Origin of the sequence: Croceibacterium selenioxidans, from assembly GCF_018599195.1 — a bacterium.
Lineage (GTDB): Bacteria > Pseudomonadota > Alphaproteobacteria > Sphingomonadales > Sphingomonadaceae > Croceibacterium_A > Croceibacterium_A selenioxidans.
Map to the genome: position 1 here is coordinate 691,732 of NZ_JAHFVK010000001.1, position 14,724 is coordinate 706,455.

General features: G+C 65.1%; 12 protein-coding genes. 3 read left to right on the forward strand and 9 right to left on the reverse strand.

Going from position 1 to position 14,724, the window contains the following annotated elements; genetic code table 11:
- Nucleotides 1-60: 60 nt before the first annotated feature.
- From KK137_RS03440 to KK137_RS03455, 4 genes are all read right to left on the reverse strand, one after another.
- A complete protein-coding gene (locus tag KK137_RS03440; protein WP_214534637.1) occupies nt 61-798 on the reverse strand; it encodes a molybdopterin-binding protein in 738 nt (245 codons plus the stop codon).
- Nucleotides 785-1,471, reverse strand: a complete 687-nt coding sequence (locus KK137_RS03445; RefSeq protein WP_214534638.1) for a cytochrome b/b6 domain-containing protein — start codon at nt 1,469-1,471, stop codon at nt 785-787. Before KK137_RS03445 ends, KK137_RS03440 begins: the two co-directional genes overlap by 14 nt.
- Nucleotides 1,468-2,232, reverse strand: coding sequence for an SDR family oxidoreductase (locus tag KK137_RS03450; RefSeq protein ID WP_214534639.1), 765 nt, complete (start codon nt 2,230-2,232; stop codon nt 1,468-1,470). Before KK137_RS03450 ends, KK137_RS03445 begins: the two co-directional genes overlap by 4 nt.
- A gap of 247 nt (nt 2,233-2,479) precedes the next feature.
- Nucleotides 2,480-2,881, reverse strand: coding sequence for a MerR family transcriptional regulator (locus KK137_RS03455; protein ID WP_214534640.1), 402 nt, complete (start codon nt 2,879-2,881; stop codon nt 2,480-2,482).
- Between the two features lie 47 nt (nt 2,882-2,928).
- Between KK137_RS03455 and KK137_RS03460 the strand changes: the two genes are divergently transcribed.
- From KK137_RS03460 to chrA, 3 genes are all read left to right on the forward strand, one after another.
- Nucleotides 2,929-3,708 carry a glutaredoxin gene (locus KK137_RS03460; protein ID WP_250893564.1) on the forward strand — a complete coding sequence of 260 codons (780 nt, stop codon included), beginning with the start codon at nt 2,929-2,931 and terminating at the stop codon, nt 3,706-3,708.
- A gap of 10 nt (nt 3,709-3,718) precedes the next feature.
- A complete protein-coding gene (locus tag KK137_RS03465) occupies nt 3,719-5,116 on the forward strand; it encodes a hypothetical protein (RefSeq protein ID WP_338027959.1) in 1,398 nt (465 codons plus the stop codon).
- 281 nt (nt 5,117-5,397) lie between these two features.
- Complete coding sequence (chrA, locus tag KK137_RS03470; protein ID WP_214534641.1) at nt 5,398-6,714, forward strand: chromate efflux transporter; 1,317 nt, start codon at nt 5,398-5,400, stop codon at nt 6,712-6,714.
- A 30-nt stretch (nt 6,715-6,744) separates the two neighbouring features.
- Here the strand turns inward: chrA and KK137_RS03475 are convergent, their stop codons facing one another.
- From KK137_RS03475 to KK137_RS03495, 5 genes are all read right to left on the reverse strand, one after another.
- Nucleotides 6,745-7,443: a COG3904 family protein gene (locus tag KK137_RS03475; protein WP_214534642.1), complete on the reverse strand. Its 699-nt coding sequence runs from the start codon at nt 7,441-7,443 to the stop codon at nt 6,745-6,747.
- The gene (locus tag KK137_RS03480; RefSeq protein WP_214534643.1) at nt 7,443-8,033 is read right to left on the reverse strand and encodes a hypothetical protein; all 591 of its coding nucleotides are present in this window, start codon (nt 8,031-8,033) and stop codon (nt 7,443-7,445) included. The genes KK137_RS03475 and KK137_RS03480 overlap by 1 nt, the downstream gene beginning before the upstream one ends.
- Before the next feature lie 137 nt (nt 8,034-8,170).
- On the reverse strand, nt 8,171-10,198 hold the full coding sequence (locus tag KK137_RS03485) for an NAD(+) synthase (protein ID WP_250893694.1): 2,028 nt from the start codon (nt 10,196-10,198) through the stop codon (nt 8,171-8,173).
- Nucleotides 10,199-10,714: 516 nt separating this feature from the next.
- Nucleotides 10,715-11,926 carry an amidohydrolase family protein gene (locus KK137_RS03490; protein ID WP_250893565.1) on the reverse strand — a complete coding sequence of 404 codons (1,212 nt, stop codon included), beginning with the start codon at nt 11,924-11,926 and terminating at the stop codon, nt 10,715-10,717.
- A gap of 224 nt (nt 11,927-12,150) precedes the next feature.
- Nucleotides 12,151-14,601: a PhoX family protein gene (locus KK137_RS03495; protein WP_214534645.1), complete on the reverse strand. Its 2,451-nt coding sequence runs from the start codon at nt 14,599-14,601 to the stop codon at nt 12,151-12,153.
- Nucleotides 14,602-14,724 lie beyond the last annotated feature (123 nt).

Below are 14,724 nucleotides of genomic sequence, written 5' to 3' on the forward strand. Positions count from 1 at the left end.
GCGATTTGAAAGAGCCGTTCCGCTTCTTTCAGACTGAGCTGTTGTAGGAAAGCGGTTTCTTCAAACCCCCGCGTACCACTGGTAGCCCTTGTCTTCCCAGTAACCGCCGCCTCCATTGCCGATGCCCTCGAGACTGTCCACCGCCTCGATCGCGGTCAGGTATTTGGCGTGCTTGTACCCGAGCTGGCGTTCGAGCCGCATGCGCAGCGGCGCGCCGTTTGCCACCGGCAGTGGCTCGCCGTTGAGCTGATGGGCGACGATGGTTTGCGGGTGCATCGCGTCGTTGAGGTCGCAACTTTCGTAGTACGGCGTTTCGCCGAAACTGTCGGCGCAACGGAACACGATATAGCGTGCCTCCGGCTTGACCCCTGCTTGCTCCAGGATCGCCGAGAGTTGTGGCCCGGTCCATTGCCCGATGGCGCTCCAGCCTTCGACACAATCGTGGCGGGTGATCTGGGTACGCTGGGGCAGAGCACGCACGTCCTCTAGCGAGAGGCTTAGTGGCCGTTCGACCAGCCCGCCGACGTTGAGCCGCCAGTCGGCGAACCCGGCCGCGAGATGGGCGCGATAATCGTCGCTGTCGACTTCGGTATTGCCGTTGCCGCGGAACGAGGGCGAAATGTCGGCAAGCGTGTACTCCCGCGCCAACGCCTGCCCACCGCCGAGCATCCGCTGCGCGCCCTTGTGCAGCTTCTCAGCGCTGTCGACGAGGCCGGTGAAGGTCTCGCTCTTGCTGATCTTGGCACAGCCCGCGGTGAGGAACGCGGCTAGGCCTACGAGGACGTTACGCCGCTTCATCAGCCGTCCCCCCGGTGATCATCTCGCCCACGTTCTTGGCGGGCTTGTTGAGCAGAACCAATATCACATGCACGACGAAGAATCCGAACAGCGTCCAGGCGATGATGAAGTGGATCGAACGCGCACTCTGCCGCCCACCGAACATTTCGCTGAGGAACGACCAGGCGGCGTCCATGCCGGGACTCATCGCCATACCTGTCACGATCATTAGCGGCAGGAGGATGAACATGACCAATCCGTAGGCCAGCTTCTGCAGGAAATTGTACTTCGCGCCGGCGTGGTCGAACTGGAGCCGGAGGTGCGCCCGCACATCCGCCCAGATCGCGCCGGGCCGCCAGTCCTTGCCGTGGGTCACGATGTCGCGCCGGAAGTGGCCGTTGAGCACGCCGACAATCAGGAACAGCAGAAGGGTGACCGAGAATATCCAGGCGAACAGCACGTGCCATTCCCGGGCGATGGCGAGACTGTAGTAGCCGGGGATAGTCGCCCACCCCGGGAACCTGGGAATGAACGCCCAGGCCTGCTCCGGCTCAAAGCCCCATTCGCCCCAATAGAGGCGGCGATGGGCGTTCGAGATGTTGAGGCCGGACATGAACAACACCGCCACGCTGAACGCGTTGATCCAGTGCCAGATGCGGGTGCTGAGCTGATGCCGCTTCCTTGGGCGTGTCATCGGGCGGAATCCTCCTTTTCGGCCAGATACATCACGTCGCGCGGCTGGGCGAGCAGGTGCTGGCCGGAATCGACGAACAGCGTTTGCCCGCTGGCGAGAGGGCCGGCGGCGAGGAAGAAGGCGGCGTCCGCCACTTCTTCGGCGCCCGTGCGGCGCCCGAGCAGGTTGAGGCGGTGCGTCGCCTCGGCCTGGTCCTCCGACTGTTCGTGGCTGGCGAGGATGGCGCCCGGGGCGAGGCCGTAAATCCGGTCTGCCGGATCGGCCGCCATGGCCAGCATCGGAATTGTCGCGGCGAGGGCGTGCTTGCTCAGGGTGTAGCTGAAGAAGTCGGGATTGGGGTTGGCCAGCTTCTGGTCGGTGACCTGGATAACCCGCCTTCCGGCTTCCGAACGAGCTCGGCGCAAGTAGGCCTGGCTCATCATCGCAGGGGTGACGGCGTTGACCTGCATGGCTTCCCACTCGATCCCGACGTCGAGCGCCATGACATCGTCGGGCCGGAAGACCGAGGCCGAGTTCACCAGCGCTCGCCAATCCTCCAGCCGGCCGGCAAGGTCTGCGATCATGGAGAGGGCGGCGTCGCCGTCGGCGAGGTTACAGCGGATGACCTCGGCGCTGGGCAGTTCGTCCGCCAGGGCCTGGGCGTCACCCCATGAGTGGCAGCAGTGGATCACCACGTGCCAACCGGCTTGACCGAAGCGGCGCGAGATCGACGCTCCGATGCGGCGGGCACCACCGGTTACAAGGACACCGGGGCGTGTCACCAAGCCGCCTTGCGGACAGTAGGGGTGACGGGGTGACACTGTTGTGCCGATTGTTGCGCCCGGAAAAGTGTCACCTTGGGCCGGGTATCGAGTTTAAACCATAAATATCTGTTTTTATGACAAAAAGAATCGATCCGAAATCGCATTCGAGCAATCAAGCACATTGCGGCTGAGTAGGAAAGGGTTCCGTCGGATGTCCGCCCTAAATCCACCCTCGGAGAGCATTTTCGGTCTTTCGATGTCCCCGTCACCCCACGCCTTCGAAGGAGGCGATGATCGGACAGGGCCCATCAACCCCTCCCGCGCACTCCTTGGCCAGCTTCGCCAAAGATTGTCGCGCCGCGCGCAATCGCGAGATTTGTTGGTCGAGCGCCGCGATCCGTGTACGCGCCATCTCTCGCGCCCGGGGGCGGTCGTCGCTGGAGTCCAGCCGCAACAACTCGCCAATTTCCTCCAGGGTAAATCCGGCGTCCTGGGCTGAGCGGATGAAGCGCAGCCGCCGCGCTTCGTCCGGCCCATAGTGTCGGATGCCGCCCGCACCGGTCTTCTGCGGGCGGGGATCCTCCAGCAACCCGCGCCGCTGATAATAGCGCACCGTTTCCACCCCGACCCCGGCACCGCGGGCCAGCTCGGAAATACTCATCGCCATCACGCTTGACTCCGTACTATGGTACGGGACCTATATAGGCGGTCATCATGACCGAACAAACCCGAATTGCCGCCACCGAGCCGGTTGGCAGCCGCAAGACCGCCACTCTCTATCGCATGGTGATGCCCAAGCACGTCTGTCCTTACGGGCTCAAGGCCAAGCACCTGCTCGAGCAGAAGGGCTATACAGTCGAGGACCGCTGGCTGACCACGCGCGAACAGACCGATGCGTTCAAGGCGCTGCACGGTGTGCAGACCACCCCGCAGACCTTTATCGGTGGCGAGCGCGTGGGCGGCTTCGACGATTTGCGGCGGTTCTTCGGCCTCAAGGTCGCGGACCCGAATGCGACTTCCTATACGCCGGTACTGGTCGTGTTCGCGGCAACGGCTGCATTGGCCGCGGCCGTAAGCCAGGCGGTCTACGGGACCCCGCTGACGGTCCGTGCCGCCGAATGGTTCGTGGCCTTCTCGATGGTCATCCTGGCGATGCTCAAGCTGCAGGACGTCGAGCGGTTTTCGACCATGTTCCTTGGCTACGACCTGCTGGCCAGGCGCTGGGTGCCCTATGGCCGCATCTATCCCTTTGCTGAGTTCACGGCGGGCGCGTTGATGGCGGCCGGTGTGCTCAGCTGGTTGTCGATCCCGATGGCGCTGTTCATCGGCACCGTCGGCGGCGTGTCGGTGTTCTACGCCGTCTACGTCCAGAAGCGCGAGCTCAAGTGCGCCTGCGTCGGCGGATCGAGCCGCGTGCCCCTGGGGTTCCTGTCCCTGACCGAAAATGTGTTCATGGTGGCAATGGCCCTGTGGATGCTCGTTTCCCATGTTTGAAGGATCAATGATGAAGTCCCTGTTGGTATTGGCCGCGACGGCACTTTCCACCGGCCTCGCGGCCCCGGCGTTGGCGCAGGATCGTTCGGGACATGGCGAGCACATGCCAACCCCGGCTCCCACGCCCGCGCCGACGAACACGCACGACCCTTCGCATATGGACCACGGGGCGATGGATCATTCGCAAATGGACCACTCGCAGATGGACCACGGGGCGATGGACCAAGCGCAGATGGACCACGGAGCGATGGATCATTCGGCCCACACAGCGCCGCAAGGTCCCGCCGAAGGCTCCGGCACCTCGCGCCTGCCGCAGGCCGAGGGCATGATGCCTGGCCTCCATTTCGACCTTGGCGGCGGCTGGATGGGGATGGCGCATGGCTATCTCTGGGGCGTCTACACCGACCAGACCGGCCCGCGCGGCGACGACAAGCTCTATGTCCAGTCGATGGCGATGCTATCGGCGGAAAAGCAGTTCGACGGCGCCCGCCTGCAGCTGCGCTCGATGATGAGCGCAGAGCCGCTGATGAACAACCGCGGCTATCCCAACCTCTTCGCCACCGGCGAGACAGCCAATGGCGAGCCGCTGGTCGACCGGCAGCATCCGCACGACCTGTTCATGGAACTGGCCGCGCGTGTCGACGTCGACATAGCCGATGGGACCACCGCGTTCGTCTACGGCGGCCCGGTCGGCGAGCCGGCGCTGGGTCCGCCTGCCTTCATGCATCGCGCCTCGGCCAAGCTGAATCCCGAAGCGCCGATCACGCACCACTGGTTCGATTCCACACACATCACTTATGGCGTGGTCACGGCGGGCGTCGCCGGCAAGGTCTGGCAGCTCGAAGCCTCGGCCTTCCGGGGAGAGGAGCCGGACGAGGACCGGTGGGACATCGAAGCCCCGCGCCTCGACAGCTGGAGCGTCCGCGCCACGCTCAATCCGTCGCCCCACTGGGCGATGCAGGTGAGCCACGCCCAGCTCGACCAGCCTGAACCGACGCACCCTGGCCAGGACGAGGCGCGCACCACCGCCAGCGTGCACTACAACTCCGGCAACGGCCTTGCTGCCACAGCAGCGTTCTCCGCCAAGAACCGCAATCCGGGCGACACGCTCAACGCCTGGCTGGCCGAGGCGAACTGGGACATCACCAAGCGGCACACCGTTTTCGGAAGGGTGGAGAACGTCGAGAACGACGAGCTCTTCCCCGATCACGACGACCCGCTGCACGACCAGATGTTTCGAGTGACCAAGCTGCAAGCGGGCTATGCCTATACCTTGCCGGTGGGGCCGTTCGGCCTCTCGCTCGGCGGCACAGTGGCGACCTTCATCAAGCCCGACGCGCTCGATGCGGTCTATGGCGACAATCCGATGGGTTACACCGTGTTCGCGAAGTTGAACCTGGGGCGGTAAGGGATCGGCTGGCCTGGGATGTTCGTGGTGAAACAGGGGTTCGACACGCTCACCACGAACGGAGTTTGGAACTGCAGAAAACTTCGGTCTTCCGTTCGTCCTGAGCTTGTCGAAGGGCGCTTAGCGTAAGCTTGGCCGGGGCTATGCTGGTCGTACTTGCAGTAGTTGTTCCCGCCCGGTAACCCTTGACCCACCGGGGCAAAGCAACCTCCCGGTCAGGCCTTGCGCCCAAGCGTTGCCTTCTCGACCCCGCTACGGCGGGCCAGGAGGTATTGGACTGCATGGCCGGCACTGACTTGCATCACCCCCCATTTTCCGAACTGACGCGCGTTTCGGCGCGGATCGGATTTCTCAGCTTCGGCGGTCCCGCCGGTCAGATCGCGCTGATGCATCGCGAATTGGTGGACGAGCGCCGCTGGGTGGAGGAGGACGATTACCTCCAGGCGCTCAACTTGTGCCACTTGCTGCCGGGTCCGGAGGCGCAGCAACTGGCGACCTGGATCGGGTGGAAGCTGCACGGCTGGAAGGGCGGGGTGATCGCGGGGGCGCTGTTCGTGATCCCAGGAGCGCTGGTCATGCTGGCGCTGTCGATCCTCTACGCCTTTGCCGCCAATCTCGACTGGTTCGCGGCGCTGTTCCTCGGGATCAAGGCGGCGGTGCTGGCGATCATCGTCCAGGCCTTGCTGCGAATAGCGGGCAGGGCGCTCAAGACGCCGATCCAGAAAGGCATGGCGGTGGCCGCCTTCGCCGCGCTGTTCCTGTTCAACGCGCCGTTTCCGCTGGTCGTGCTGGCGGCGCTGGCGTTGGGCGCCTGGGTCGGGGCGAAGCGGCCTGACCTTCTCGCGCTCAAGGCTGGCGGACCGGTCGGCGAAGGGCATCCGCGCCCATGGCGGGCAAGCCTGATTGCGGTCCTCGCCTGGGGGGCGATCTGGGCCGCCCCGATGGTGGCGGTGTTGGTGTTCCTCGGACGCGATCACGTGCTGTGGGACATCGGCGTGTTCTTCTCGCAGTTGGCGGTCGTGACCTTCGGCGGTGCCTACGCCGTCCTCGCCTACATGGCGCAGGAGGCGGTGACCGGTTTCGGCTGGCTCAGCGCGGGCGAGATGGCCGATGGCCTGGGCCTCGCCGAAACGACACCGGGGCCGTTAATCATGGTCACCCAGTTCGTCGGCTACCTCGCCGCCTTCCGGGCGCCCGATCCTTTCAACCCTTTGCTGGCCGGAGTGCTGGGAGCGGTGTTGACCACGTGGGTCACCTTCGCGCCGTGCTTTCTGTGGATCTTCGCCTTCGCTCCCTGGATGGACCGGCTCCAGCGCTTGCCCGCGCTCAAAGGCGGGCTTGCCGGGGTGACGGCTGCGGTCGTGGGCGTGATCGCCAACCTGGCCTTGTGGTTCGCCCTCCATGTGCTGTTCGCGGTGGTCGATGCCGTGGCGATAGGACCTGTCGTGTTGCAGGTGCCCGAATGGGCCAGCTTTGACTGGCGCGCAGCGCTCATCGCAGCGGTCGCGGCGGCGCTGATCTTCCGGTTCAAGTGGGGTATCATCCGCACGCTTGGCGTGGCCGCGGCGATGGGCCTGGCGCTGGGGAGCCTGGCCTAACCAATCCCCCTCCCGCAAGCGGGAGGGGAGCTAACCCGCCCGTTCTTCCGGCACGACATTGTACCGCCGCACTTCCTCCTGGCTCAGGCAGTAGCGCGTGCTCGGATTGTCGGCGGTCTTTACCGCCTGCTGGCGGTACATGATGTCGGTCAGCAGCTTGCGGCTGACGCCCATGCGGATGAGGAAGTCGTTGTCCTCGCTCGCCAGCAAGGCACTCTGCTGCTCGATATCGGCAATCAGGCGCACGGTTTCGGCCGTGCCTTCCTCGGCCGCGAGATAGATCGCCTCCCGGTCGCCGGTGTGCGTGAACATGTGGACCATGAAGAACCCGCCGTCATCGACGAAGCGCCGGTCGCCGCCCATGAACAGGAAGTTGCAGGCGGAAAAGCAGGTCCAGCCGGCGGGGATGCGGGTCACCATGCCGGGGAACGAGCGGATGATCTTGCCGGCCTCGTTCCCCGCGCGGGCGTCACCCCCGCGCGAGCGCATCCAGATTTCGGCCAGCTGATCGTCCTTGTCGATCGCTTCCTTGAGCCGCTGGGGCAGCGTGGAATCGATGATCCCCTCGGCAACGAGAACGTGGGCCCCGTCAACTACGCGTGGCGTCAGGGCCATGGCCTTGGCCGGGCCCCAGTCGGGTTCGGCGGGACAAGTGGGATTATTCGGGTCGGTCGCTCCGGCCAGTAAGGTGAGTGCCGCGATTGCGGCCACGGGCCGGAGGAACCGCATCAGGCGACGATCGCGTATCTTACGGCAGGCGGGGTGCGGCACATGCGCTTGTCCGCGCGGGTCTCCTCGCCCTTGACGATCACGACGTCGGAAACGGTAATGCACTGGCGCCCGTCCGCGGCTGCGTCATCCCGCGCGACCACGGTCGAGCTACCGGACACGTCTTCCCGGGTGTTGGAAGTCCATTCCGATTTCGAGCCGACCTCCGCCGCGGTGGTCTCGTCGGCACTGCGGGTCGCCTCGACCGTCGCGTTGGCCGCCTGCTCCTGCTCCTTCGGGTCGAGCTTGCAGGCGATCGAGGCAGTGATGACGTCGGTGAAGGCGGCGACCGGGACGTAGGCGATCAATCCGCCTGCGCTGCCCGCCGCACTGCCCGCGATCGAGCCCAAGATCCCGCCGGCGACCCGCGAGCCGCTGCTGCGCGACTTGCCTTTGGGGCACCCGTTGCTGCTGCTGCTGTCGTCGCTCGAGCTCGCGGCCCGTGCCGCGCTGTTCAGGATGCCGCCGAACTGCGCCTGCACCGGGGCCGAAAGCGCTGCCAGCGCCAGCGCGTTTGCGGCGAACCCTGCGAAACGAAGTGGAGCGTCCATCAACCCTATCCCCAGACCGTGGGACCTTCCGGGGGAAGGGCGCCACCATGCGCATTCAGTCCGCGCAGCCCGAAAATTACGCGCCGCCGGAGGTGAGGTCAATTGCCGCCGGGAAGCTGTCCCAGCCAGGGGCTTGTTTAACCGGGGACTTTTGTGAGGAGTTCTTCCAGCCACACGTCGGCCACCGCATCGCTCGGCGCGCGCCAGTCCCCGCGCGGGCTCAACGCGCCGCCGGTGCTGACCTTCGGTCCGTTGGGGATCGCGCTACGCTTGAACTGGCTGAAGGCGAAGAAGCGCCGGACGAAACTCTCCAGCCAGCGCTTGATCGTGGCGAGGTCGTATTCGTTCTTCGCCGCCTCGGGAAAACCGGCGGGCCAGCCGCCGCGAGCCTTGTCGCGCCAGGCGTGCCAGGCGAGGAAGGCGACCTTGGAAGGGCGCTGGCCATAGCGGACCACATGATGCAGGTAGAAGTCGCTTAGCTCATAAGGTCCTATCTTTTGCTCCGTCGACTGGATTTCCCCATTCTCGCCCGGCGGGACCAGCTCGGGACTGATTTCCTGGCCCAGGATCGCCTCGAGGATCGCCTCGGTCGCCTTGTCGAACTGGTCCGTGCGCGTCACCCAGCGGATCAGGTACTGGATCAGCGTCTTGGGCACGCCCGAGTTGACGTTGTAGTGACTCATCTGGTCGCCGACGCCGTAAGTGCTCCAACCGAGTGCCACTTCGCTAAGGTCCCCGGTGCCGATGACGAAGCCATTGTGCTGGCCGGCCAGGCGGAACAGGTAATCGGTTCGCAGGCCTGCCTGCACGTTCTCGAACGTCACGTCGTAGACCGGCTCGCCCCTGCCGTAGGGGTGGCCGATATCCTCGAGCATCCGGGTCGCGGCCGGGCGGATATCGATCTCCTCGGCGGTAATGCCGAGTGCCTTCATCAGCTTCCAGGCGTTGGACTTGCTTCCTTCCGACGTGCCGAAGCCGGGCATGGTGTAGCCGCGGATCGTCGAGCGGGGCAGGCCGAGCCGATCACAAACCTTGGCGGCGACGATCAGGGCGTGAGTGGAATCGAGTCCGCCAGAGACGCCGATTACCATCGATCCCCCGGCGGTCTGTTCAAACCGGCGCATCAGGCCGTCGACCTGGATGTTGAACGCTTCGTAGCAGTCGTCGTCGAGCTTCGCGGGCCGGTTGGGGACGAACGGAAAACGGCGGATCGGGCGGATCAACCCGATGTCTCCAGCAGCGGGCCGGTGGTCGAAGCGCACTACGCGGAAGTGCTCTTCCGGGCGTCCGGCGGCTTCGGCGGAATCGTTGAAAGTCGGCAGGCGAAGGCGGTCGCCGAGAATGCGGTCGGTGTCGATGTCGGCGATCGCGAGTTCGGGCCGCAGCGCGAAGCGTTCACTTTCGGCCAGCAGGTCGCCGAGTTCGTAAATGACGCCCTGTCCGTCCCACGCCATGTCAGTCGTGCTCTCGCCATGTCCGGCAGCGGAATAGAGATAGGCGCTGGCGGTGCGGGCGCTCTGGGCGCGGCAGAGCAGGTGGCGCTCGTCGGCCTTGCCGATGACGATGTTGGAGGCGGAGAGGTTGGCAAGGATCGTCGCCCCGGCCAGGGCCCCGGCAGTAGAGGGTGGGTTGGCGGCCCAGAAATCCTCACAGATCTCGACGCAGAGCTTGAAGCCGGAAATCTGCTTGGAGGCGAACAACAGGTCGACGCCAAAGGGGACCTCTTCCTCGCCCACCTGGATCGACTGGCCGCGAATGCCGATGCCCGAGGCGAACCAGCGCTTTTCGTAGAACTCGCGATAATTGGGCAGATAGCTCTTGGGCACCGCGCCGAGCAGCTTGCCGTTCGCGACCGCCAGCGCGCAGTTATAGATGCGCCCGTTGTGCCGCAGTGGCGCGCCGATCAGCAGGACTGGGGACAGGCCTGAACTGGCCTTCGTAATCTCCACCACCGCCAGCTCCGCCGCGTCGAGCAGAGCGGACTGCATGTGCAAGTCGTCGATCGCGTAGGATGAGACGCACAGTTCGGGATAGACCAGCAAGTCGACATGCGCGGCATGGGCGCGACGGGCTTCCTCGATAATAGCGTCGCGGTTGAACGACACGTCGGCGGTGCGGACTTGCGGCGTGCTCGTGGCGGCGCGGACGAAGCCGTGGCTGTGCATGGCGTAGAACGGATGCCCGCGGTCCCCGCGTGTGCCGGTGGCAGGTTCGCTGTCGGAAGCGGGGAGCAGCCAGTCTTCGGGACGGCAGATGCCGAGTTCAGCCAGGCGCCGCTGCGCGGCGGCCCGGGGGATCTTGCCCTTGGCTTCCCAGCCGTACACGGTCCGGCTGGGCCATGGACCTGGCGCGCCATATCGTTCGCCGAACTCGCCTGCGGAGAGCGGCGGGACATGGGCTTCGCGCCACGCGCGTATCTTTTGACCGGCTTTATGCATGGCTCATTGGTATCCATAAGGGATACAAATTTCAAGTTATTCGCGCGACAAGCGCCGTTTTCATCATTTCAAGTGCGACCCGTAGCACGCCTAATCGGAGCTTCAGTCTCCCAATCGGACCATAATGCTCCGGCCGTGGCCAGACAGAGCTCCTTTACCCAACGCGGCCAGGCGAGCTGCCGCCGCATCCGCCTCTCCATCATGCCTCGCCCGGTTGCCTCCCTCAGCGACCTGGGGAAGACCTTATGCCGCTTCCTTGGTCTGCCCGATCGGCAGCTTGGCGTGAACTGTCGCTTTGCTCAGGTCGAGGCCGTAGAGTTTGGCCGCATTACCGCCGACGAGGCCGCGAACCACGTCGGGGTTCATGTGGCCCATGGTCTCGCCGATCGTGCGCACGCTGTTCGGCCAGATCGAGTCCGGGTGCGGGTAGTCGCTGGCCCAGAGCATGTTTTCCGGCCCCCAGAATTCGAGCAACCGCATCGCAGTCGGGCTTTGCTGGAAAGTGCCGTAGACCTGGCGCTGGAACACTTCGCTCGGCTTCATCTTGTGCGGGATGCCGCCCTTGTCGGTCCAGTAGTCGGCGCATTCCCACAGGCGATAGTGGCGATAGTCGAGCTCTTCGACGACCCACGGAACCCAGCCTATGCCGCTTTCGGCGATGACGATCTTGAGCTTGGGGTGACGCTCCAGGATGCCCCAGGCGAACAGGTCGACGAAGGGGTCGAGGAACTGTTCGATGAACATCTTGGCGTGAAGGAACGTCGCGCCGGGGCTGCCCTTGTACTTGTCGAATGCGTCGCCCGCCTTGGGGAATACGGTGACGTGGAAACTGAGGACGATGCCTGACTGTTCGAGCAAGTCGAACAGCGGCTCCCACCGCTTGTCTTCAAGGCGCGGCTCGGCGACGGCGATCTGCAGATTGGCCTGCCGCACGCCACCTTTCTTGGCGAGGCGCTGAAGCTCCTCGAAAGCCGCCTCGGGGTGCGGTGGGAGCATCGCTACGCCGATCAAGCGATCCGGGGCGACGCTGCAGAAGTCCTCGTAAAGCCAGTCGTTGTAGGCGGCGTAGCAGGCGCGCATGAACGCCTCGTCCTTGGTCTTGATCGAGGTAACCGGCCCGAACACCACGTGCGCCCACACGTTGTCGCGGTCCATGTCCTGCAACCGCAGGACTGGATTGCCGGCGCGCAGTTCGGTGAGGTCCTCGATCCCGCCGCGATCGTAAGCCGTCAGGATCGGCTTGGGCCCATCGCCGAACGGGCTGGGACCTTTCTTGCCCGACCAGAACCCCCAGCGTTCCCCGTCGGCAATCCAGGCAGCCGCTTGACCTTCGGGCGCCACGACGTGCGGTGCGCGCTCCCCCCATTTGGCCGACATGCGCTTCTGGAGCACGTCGGCAGGCAGCATATTGAGGTCGAGATGGTCGTCGCAGGAGACGAGGGCGGCTTCGATCATGGTACTCTCCGGATATCGTTAGCTTGCTAATAGAATAGCCCAGCCCGTTGGGCAATCCGCTAGCATGCAGTGCAATTACCGACGAGAACGAAAAAGGGCGCCCCCGAAGGAGGCGCCCGGTTCCCCTCCCGCTTCCGGGAGCGATTAGGGTGGGGTGTGTGAAGGGAGCGAGCTGGTTTTCGACAGGCCCGCCCCCGGCCCCTCCCGCAAGCGGGAGGGGGAAACTAAAGGCCTACCACTCCGCCGTCGTCGCGGGTGATCGCGACGATCGCCGAGCGCGGGCGCCCCGAGGCGGTGCCGCCCTGGCTTTGCGGCCAATGGCTGCTCGGAGCCGTGGGATCGCCGTTTTCGCCCGGGTGCTGGATGCCGACGAACAGTGTGCGGCCATCCGGGGTGGTGTCGACGCCGGTGAGCTCGCACTCCTTCGGCCCGACGAGGAAGCGCTTGAGCGTCGCAGGGGTGGCCGCAGCGCCGACCCGCGTCGCTTGGGTGGCGGTAGCGCCGCCGGTGCCGACATTGGTGATCGTCTTCGCGCCACCGTCGCCGACCGTTCCGGGAAGCGCGGCGAGCATCTGGTTGTTGGTCCGGTCGGTAAAGGCACCGTCGTCGGTCTGGATCCACAGCAGCGGCTTGACGAGACCAGCGGGGTTCTGCGGACGAGAAAACCACAGGCCGTCGGGGCTCGAGAAGTCATTGTCGGCGGTCAGGCCCGAGAGGTTGACGTTGTTCGGGTCCGCTTCGGCCGAGTCCGCGCCGAACAGATAGATGTCCCATGCAAAACCGGTCGCCGCCGGATCGTCGCCGTTCTCGCGCAGGCGAATGATGTGGCCGTTGGGATTGCCGAACTGGTTCGAAGCGCCCTTCGGATCGTTGAAGTGGCGTGGGTTGGCGGCGTCGGTCCCGGTGAGCGGGCGGCCGGCGGCGTTGTTGTTCGTCAGCGTGAGGTAGATCTCGCCGGTGGCATTGTTGGTCGCGGTCCATTCCGGTCGGTCCATCGGCGTGGCGCCGACGGCGTCCGCGGCGAGGCGGGCGTTGACCAGAATGTCGACCTGGCTGGCGAACACGTACTCCGGCTCGGCGCCCGTCACCGGACGGTTCGGTACGCTGCCGAACACCAGGGGAAGCCAGGCGCCGGTGCCATCGGCATTGAACTTGGCCGCATAAAGCGTGCCGTTGTCGAGATACTTGTCACCCACCGCGAGACGATCAGTCGCCTGCGCGTCGTTCGGATCCCAGTCGGTCGCCGAGACGAACTTGTAGAAATACTCGCGGCGGGAGTCGTCGCCGAGATAGACGGCGAACTTCTTGCCCGCCGTAAGCTTGCCCGGCCAGGCGCCTTCGTGGCCCATGCGGCCGAGCGCCGTGCGTTTGCGCGGAGCCTTGGTCGGATCGTAAGGGTCGATTTCTACCACCCAGCCGAACTGGTTGGGCTCGTTGCGGTAGTCGGCCAGGGCCGAGGCGCCGCTGGCCCGCGCGTCCCAGCGCCGGAACATCGGATCGGAGCCTGCGCTGGCCCAGGCGTAGTTGCCGGTGCTGCTGGTGACGCCATAACGACGCAGCGCGGTCAATTCGCGGGGCGTGCGTGCCCCGTCGTCGCCGCTGCGAAGGAAATAGCCGGCCCAGTTCTCCTCGCAAGTGAGGTTGGTGCCCCACAAAGTGTGGCCGTTAGAGCAGTTGTTGATCGTGCCGCGACCGGCGGTACCGTCGGTCGAGGCGACCGTCTTGAGAAAGTCGCTGCCGCGCACCGGTCCGTGGAATTCGTTCGGCGTGTTCGGCGTGATGCGACGGTTGAAGGCGCCGTCCTGCACCCAGGTCCAGGTGCGGTTGCCGGTGTCGCGGTACTCGGTCACGCTGACGCCGTGGGCTTCGATTTCCTTGATGGCTTCCGCCGCAGGGCGGGGACCACTGGAGACGTTGGTCGGACCGTTGGGATGGAGATACTGGACGTTCAGGTTCTCGTGATTCTGGACCATCAGGCCTCGGACCGAGCTGTTGTCGTCGCGCGTCCCGGTGGGGCTCAGACCGTACCAGTAGAGCGCGTCGCCGTGGTCGCCGATGCGCTGGGCGAAGTTGGTGTCGGTTCCGTCGTTGGCATAGGTCGCGACGCCGGCGGCAATAGGATCGCCGAGCCGGGTCATTACGGTGACTGAATAACCCGCGGGCACTGTCACGATGTCGTCGAGGTTCTTCGCAACCGCGTTAAAGCCGAGCACGGCCGGGCTCACAGTGACGGTGGTTTCGTCGGCCTTAGTGCCCAAGATGTCCGAAACCTGGAAGCGGAACACCAGGTCCGTGGCCGTGCTTACGGCTGGAGCGATGAAGCTCACCGTGCTGCCGGAGCCGATCAGATCGACTGGAGTTCCGGAAACCTGGCTCCATGACGGCGCCTTGGCCGTGGTAGAGGTGGCCGTGCCGGTCAGGGTGACGAGCCGTCCCGTGGTCGTCGCCGCGTCGTCGCCTGCGCTCACGGTGGTGCCGCCGCCGCCGAAGACGTCCTCATCGCAGGCCGCAAGCAGGCTCGTACCGAGCAACGCGGCGACCGTGGTCTTGAAGCCGCCGATCAAGGTGCCTCGACGCGAATAGCGCTCGGACACGATCGAGTTGAGGTGCCGGTTGTCGGTGAAGTTGGTATCGACGTCGCCGTCTGTATAGCCGCGCGTTACTTCAGTGCTCATGCGAGAATCCCCATGCGAGAAATTGCCAGTGAGCGGGGGACTATCGGGCCAATGTGACCTGCAGAGGCGATTCGGGTGGCTTTGTCGGGACGCGGTCGTGACGGCGCCGTCAAAAGGCGGTCA

What these genes read in the sequence shown, in the direction of transcription:
- KK137_RS03440 (WP_214534637.1), bottom strand. Translation starts at nt 798, where the DNA reads ATGAAGCGGCGTAACGTCCTCGTAGGCCTAGCCGCGTTCCTCACCGCG.
- KK137_RS03445 (WP_214534638.1), bottom strand. Translation starts at nt 1,471, where the DNA reads ATGACACGCCCAAGGAAGCGGCATCAGCTCAGCACCCGCATCTGGCAC.
- KK137_RS03455 (WP_214534640.1), bottom strand. Translation starts at nt 2,881, where the DNA reads ATGGCGATGAGTATTTCCGAGCTGGCCCGCGGTGCCGGGGTCGGGGTG.
- KK137_RS03460 (WP_250893564.1), top strand. Translation starts at nt 2,929, where the DNA reads ATGACCGAACAAACCCGAATTGCCGCCACCGAGCCGGTTGGCAGCCGC.
- KK137_RS03465 (WP_338027959.1), top strand. Translation starts at nt 3,719, where the DNA reads ATGAAGTCCCTGTTGGTATTGGCCGCGACGGCACTTTCCACCGGCCTC.
- chrA (WP_214534641.1), top strand. Translation starts at nt 5,398, where the DNA reads ATGGCCGGCACTGACTTGCATCACCCCCCATTTTCCGAACTGACGCGC.
- KK137_RS03475 (WP_214534642.1), bottom strand. Translation starts at nt 7,443, where the DNA reads ATGCGGTTCCTCCGGCCCGTGGCCGCAATCGCGGCACTCACCTTACTG.
- KK137_RS03480 (WP_214534643.1), bottom strand. Translation starts at nt 8,033, where the DNA reads ATGGACGCTCCACTTCGTTTCGCAGGGTTCGCCGCAAACGCGCTGGCG.
- KK137_RS03485 (WP_250893694.1), bottom strand. Translation starts at nt 10,198, where the DNA reads ATGCACAGCCACGGCTTCGTCCGCGCCGCCACGAGCACGCCGCAAGTC.
- KK137_RS03490 (WP_250893565.1), bottom strand. Translation starts at nt 11,926, where the DNA reads ATGATCGAAGCCGCCCTCGTCTCCTGCGACGACCATCTCGACCTCAAT.
- KK137_RS03495 (WP_214534645.1), bottom strand. Translation starts at nt 14,601, where the DNA reads ATGAGCACTGAAGTAACGCGCGGCTATACAGACGGCGACGTCGATACC.